This is a genomic window from Desulfomonilia bacterium (genome assembly GCA_036567785.1).
GTDB lineage: Bacteria > Desulfobacterota > Desulfomonilia > UBA1062 > UBA1062 > DATCTV01.
On record DATCTV010000064.1, the window covers coordinates 1 to 4,738 of the forward strand.

The 4,738-nt window shown below is 46.7% G+C and carries 5 protein-coding genes; 1 reads left to right on the plus strand and 4 read right to left on the minus strand.

Features of this window, described 5'->3' with window-relative positions; all coding sequences use genetic code 11:
* The 4 genes from VIS94_17905 to VIS94_17920 form a co-directional block, all read right to left on the minus strand.
* On the minus strand, positions 1-608 hold a 608-nt coding region (locus tag VIS94_17905; GenBank protein ID HEY9162953.1), incomplete at its 3' end, for an RNA-guided endonuclease TnpB family protein.
* Positions 586-1,005 (minus strand): transposase, encoded by a 420-nt coding sequence (locus tag VIS94_17910; GenBank protein ID HEY9162954.1) that lies wholly within the window; start codon positions 1,003-1,005, stop codon positions 586-588. The genes VIS94_17910 and VIS94_17905, both read right to left, overlap by 23 nt.
* Positions 1,002-1,376, minus strand: coding sequence for an IS200/IS605 family transposase (tnpA, locus tag VIS94_17915; GenBank protein ID HEY9162955.1), 375 nt, complete (start codon positions 1,374-1,376; stop codon positions 1,002-1,004). Before tnpA ends, VIS94_17910 begins: the two co-directional genes overlap by 4 nt.
* A gap of 94 nt (positions 1,377-1,470) precedes the next feature.
* A complete protein-coding gene (locus tag VIS94_17920) occupies positions 1,471-3,873 on the minus strand; it encodes a hypothetical protein (GenBank protein ID HEY9162956.1) in 2,403 nt (800 codons plus the stop codon).
* A 559-nt stretch (positions 3,874-4,432) separates the two neighbouring features.
* Here VIS94_17920 and VIS94_17925 point away from each other — a divergent pair.
* A partial coding sequence (locus VIS94_17925) for an iron ABC transporter substrate-binding protein (GenBank protein HEY9162957.1) occupies positions 4,433-4,738 on the plus strand: 306 nt, incomplete at its 3' end.

Consider the following 4,738-nt stretch of genomic DNA (forward strand, 5'->3'; position numbering starts at 1 on the left):
ACTCGGTCTGCCAGCGTTTTAGGGACCATTATGCCACATTGGGAGCACTTCTGAGAAGTACATCTCGCGTCTACCAGTTCTACTACTTTGCCAGCCTTCGCAGCTTTGCCTTGAGTGAACTGAATTAGTTTGCCCCATGCATGGTCTTGGATATGCTTTGCTAGATGATGGTTCTTGAGCATTCCATTGATGTTCAAGTTTTCAAATACGATTATGTCAGCAGAATCTACCAGTTTCCGGGATACTTGGTGTAGGAATTCATCTCGAAGATTCTGAATTCTCTTACTGATCTTAGCTACTTTTGCTTTAGCTTTCCGCCTGTTGGCCGAGCCCCTTTTCTTTCTGGAAAGAGATCGTTGGGCAGCAGCCAGCTTCTCTTCTAACTGGATGTAGTATCGAGGGTATTGGATCGACTTACCGGCAGACGTGGTTATTAGGCTCTTCAGGCCAACGTCTACCCCTATTGTGGTTGTTGGCTCAACGGCAGGGGCATCCTCGATTTCCGCCACTAAGACGGCGTACCAATGGCCCAGGAGATCCTTCTTGATGGTGCAAGTCTTGATCTTTCCTTCGACTTCCCGATGCTTAAATATCCTGATGGTTCCGATCTTTGCAAAGAGTTAGCTTTGAGCCTTCCATCTTGTATCCTGTCTCGGAGTCTGGATATGTGAAGGACTTATACCAACCCCTGCCCTTGAATCTGGGATATCCTGGGTTTTCTCCGGCCTTGACTCGCCGGAAGAATGCTTTGAAGGACTTATCCAGCCTGCGAAGGACATCCTGAAGACAGTGGGCATATATCCCGAGGAAATTGCCGTTCTTTCGCTCGACAGTGAGCATAGCAGCCTGATCTTCGTATGATCTGCTAATGCCTTCAGTCTCATAGGCGTTCTTTCTGTCTGCTAATGCCGTATTATACAGGTGCCTGCAAGTTTCGAGAGTAAGGTCTAATTGGGCCTCTTGTAGCCTATTAGGGTACATCCTGAACTTGTAGGCGGTCTTCATCTGGATTTCTGCTCCTCGATATACTTCTTGATGGTCTCTGCTGTCACGGTCCCAGCAGTGCCGACATAATACGAATTGGTCCACTTGATAGCGGTTTCGTTATACCAATAATTGTACATCCTGGCGCTGATTCCTTTGAACCAATTGATTAGCAAAGACGGGGCATTTTGAGGAGGAGATGAGATGAAAAGATGGATGTGGTCCGGCATTATCTCCAGACTCAATATCTCTACCCCCTTCTTCTCTGCTATGGTATGGAATATGTCTTTGAGATGGTCTGCTACATCGCCAGTAAGTACAGGACGCTGGTATTTGGGTATCCACACCAAATGGTAATTTATATTATACTTACTATGCCTAGTAGACCGCACTTCCATGACCGTTTATACATACGCATACTATAAATAGATTACTTACGGGCTTACTCCGGCCTGGAGACCGGAGTTTGCGCCCTGCTCGTTTCTATCACATTATAACCTCAGGTGAGACTGTTGGCCTTCTCATTTCATCCACTGGATTCACAACCACCTTCGATATTTCCTTTGGTACATATGTCAATTCAGGAGGGATAGACGATGCTTTAAGAGAAGCCTCCGAACTGGAAGCCTCCGAACTGGAGGCCTCCACATTACCTATAGAGTCCAGGATGGCTGCAGCGTACACACCTGCCTCCTGAGGCTCAAAAGTGAAGCTGCCATCGGATCCTGTCACGACCGATCCCACGGTAGTCCATTTCGGCGGCATGTTGAGGCAGGAAGGCTGAGATTTCCTGTAAATTTTTACCTCTCTATCAGCCACAGCCGCCGATCCGCCAAGAGGATAGCTCACATCAAGAGATCCCCTAAATTTATTGAATTGGTCTGGGTAGAACTTAAGACTGAACCATTCCATTAAAACAGGCATTGCGACCATTCCCTCTCCTGTGACATAGACCTTTGCCGTATCTCCTTGATTCACCGTTGGAAGGCTCTGGGCTGCATAAGTCTCGGTTCTGAACTTGCCTACACTGAGACAGGACGTCTCGTTGATCAAGCGGGCCAAAGTAACCTCATTAACCTTGGCCGTTCCCGGACCGGTATTTGTGATCTCCACATACCACTGATTTGGAGCAGGCGGCCAGACAGAAGAAGCATATGAGGGCAGCGGCACATCTATGCATATGGTTTTGCTATTGTCAATGCACTCCACCTGACATGGAGTATCCCATACGGTCTTTGCTTCATGTCCCTCGGCCCCCACTTTAATGATAAGCTGGTTTCTTTTTTGGGCAGTCACATTTATCCTAGCTGAAAAAGCGTGCTGTGTTGAGGACCGGTCTGAGAAGAGATTCTCGAAGGATATTACGTAGCCCAGGTTTTCGGCAACCTTTTCATAAGGCAACAAGAAATAGCCGTTTCCATTCCAGGTGTCGCCGTAGCTGTTCAGACATTTAAAAGCCTGAATGCCATCGTCATAGCCGACAATGGTCACGCAATGCCCTTCACAGTTAGAGCAGGACATGGTCCCCGAAAGCTGGCTCCCTTGCTGGACTAAATCAAGAGAGAAATCATATGCGTTATTCGCTTTCATAGCCCAATTTCCCGAGATATCGGAAGGAATGGAGCCTTGAGCGGGGTTCGATTGAGTTGACTTCCACAGCGTGGCGTTCCAGGGAAACGTATCAGCTGAACCGGAATGAGTATACGTGCCTTCCATATACAGATTGTCGATATTGTTCGATATGCTGCCGGAATATACTTGAGTCCACTCACCAGGGCGTTCGCGCGTGAACTCTACCAATCCACCAGAAACCGTTCCGCTTATATGGTCGACATAATTGCCCGTTACCAGGGGTATACTGCCGCCAGCCAGGAGAGGGCCGTACTTGATCAGCATGGACGTGATATTCTCCACTGTTGGCTCCGTTGATTTGCCATAGGTTTTGAGCTTATAGAGTCCAGCCTCGTGGTTTATGGCATCGGTGATTTGCGGCATGTGGCTGTAATCTCTATTGCCTAGGTCATCGATCAATTTTGCTGTATCATAATCGCTGGGAAAAGAGGCCTCAGTACAGATGCCATAATTCTCCACTAAGGTCTTGGTTAATTCTTGGACGCCGTTCTTGATAAGCTCATCCTGGCGAGCATGCAGGTACCAGAAGGACAGATCAGGAGTATAGGGATGCTCCATCTCCTTGATGATATTCATGATATGTATTATCGATCTACCACCACATCCACCCCAGCCGTCCTGGTTCCCGGTCATGGTCACGTACTGTGAATAATCCAAGCTGCTTGGAGGATTTAGCACAATATCTCCTGGATCCAAGGGGCGAGCCATCATCTGATCGTGAATCACGAGAGACGCATCGTATTTTTTATCAATTGCTTGCCTATTGAGGCCGGATAGATCCCCCAAAGCCGCATAATCTGAGAGATCGGGTGGATTATATGCCTGCCTCGTCTCGGCCTTAATTCCCGAAATAAGCTGCTCAGGGTTGCTCGTTTTGCTCGCGCTCCAGGGATACTGACCCTGGCTGTTATGGTCAAAGCTGCCTGTAATAGTCATGAATCCAGACGAATCGGACAGACTGCCGAAATAGACCTGCGTCCACTGGCCGGCACGCTTCCGGGTGAACTGAACAGTTCCGTCGGGAGATATAGTGCCACTGATGGTATCCACCGGCTCAGAGGCTATATTGGTGCAGGTCATTGTGCCTGTTATCTGGTCCCCACTTTGTTGCAGGTCCAGTATGAAGTTATAATTCGTGTTGGCCACCATATTCCACTGGCCAGACACATCTTGGGCGCATGCAAGCGAACATGCAGCCTGCATGGTAAGAATTAAAGCGAATAGTTTGCTGAGATTTGATGCAAATAAATATCTCATTAGGAGCCACCTCGAAGTCGAATCCGATAATGCTGGAGAAGTCCTCTATCTTTCAGCTTAATAGCAGCTATATTTGGTAACTCGGCTTGTGTCAGATTATTTAAAACTAATGATGTTTGTTAGCTCCCACATGTATGATGGGAATTTAGTGCCATCTATTTTAACCAGACTTATTAATAATATGACGATAAGATTCAATAATTGAGAGTCTTCCTATTGGCTCAATACGCCAGGATGAAAATTATCAAGCAACTTCAGGGACAAAAAGAGCAATTAAGCGGGAGAACGAGCTGCTTAAGGCCCAAAGTAAAAAAACCTGAGCCGCTTAAGACAAGAGTCCGCGAACTTGAAGATGAGGATGCGCATACAAGGCTTTGTTCTCCTTTCCAAATTGATTCCATAGCGTTGAGAAAAAACCAGAAACTCCGACGATTATGGTTGATGAAGGCAGATTTGAAAAAACGATTCATATAATTTAAGAAAAGGCTGGCCGAGAGCCATATTTTAGCTCAACTAACTATTTATAGTGCTGCGATATCTCAATTCAGCAGGTGATACAATGAATGAAAAAAGGGGCATAATTGTTCTGATTTTTATGCTATTTCTGGCTATGACTTCCTGTGAATGCATGGCACAAGAAATTCAACAGGCGTCAGGCACCGTACAGATCACCGACATGCTGGGCAGGCAATTAACCGTTCCTGAAAACATTAGCTCTGTGATCGCTACGTCTCCCCCGTCCACGATTCTTGTATTCATGCTCGCACCCGACAAACTTGCAGGCTGGAATTTCATAAATAATTTTAACCATACTTTAATGGATGAAAATTATCAGAGCCTGCCGGTGATAGGAGGCTGGTATGGG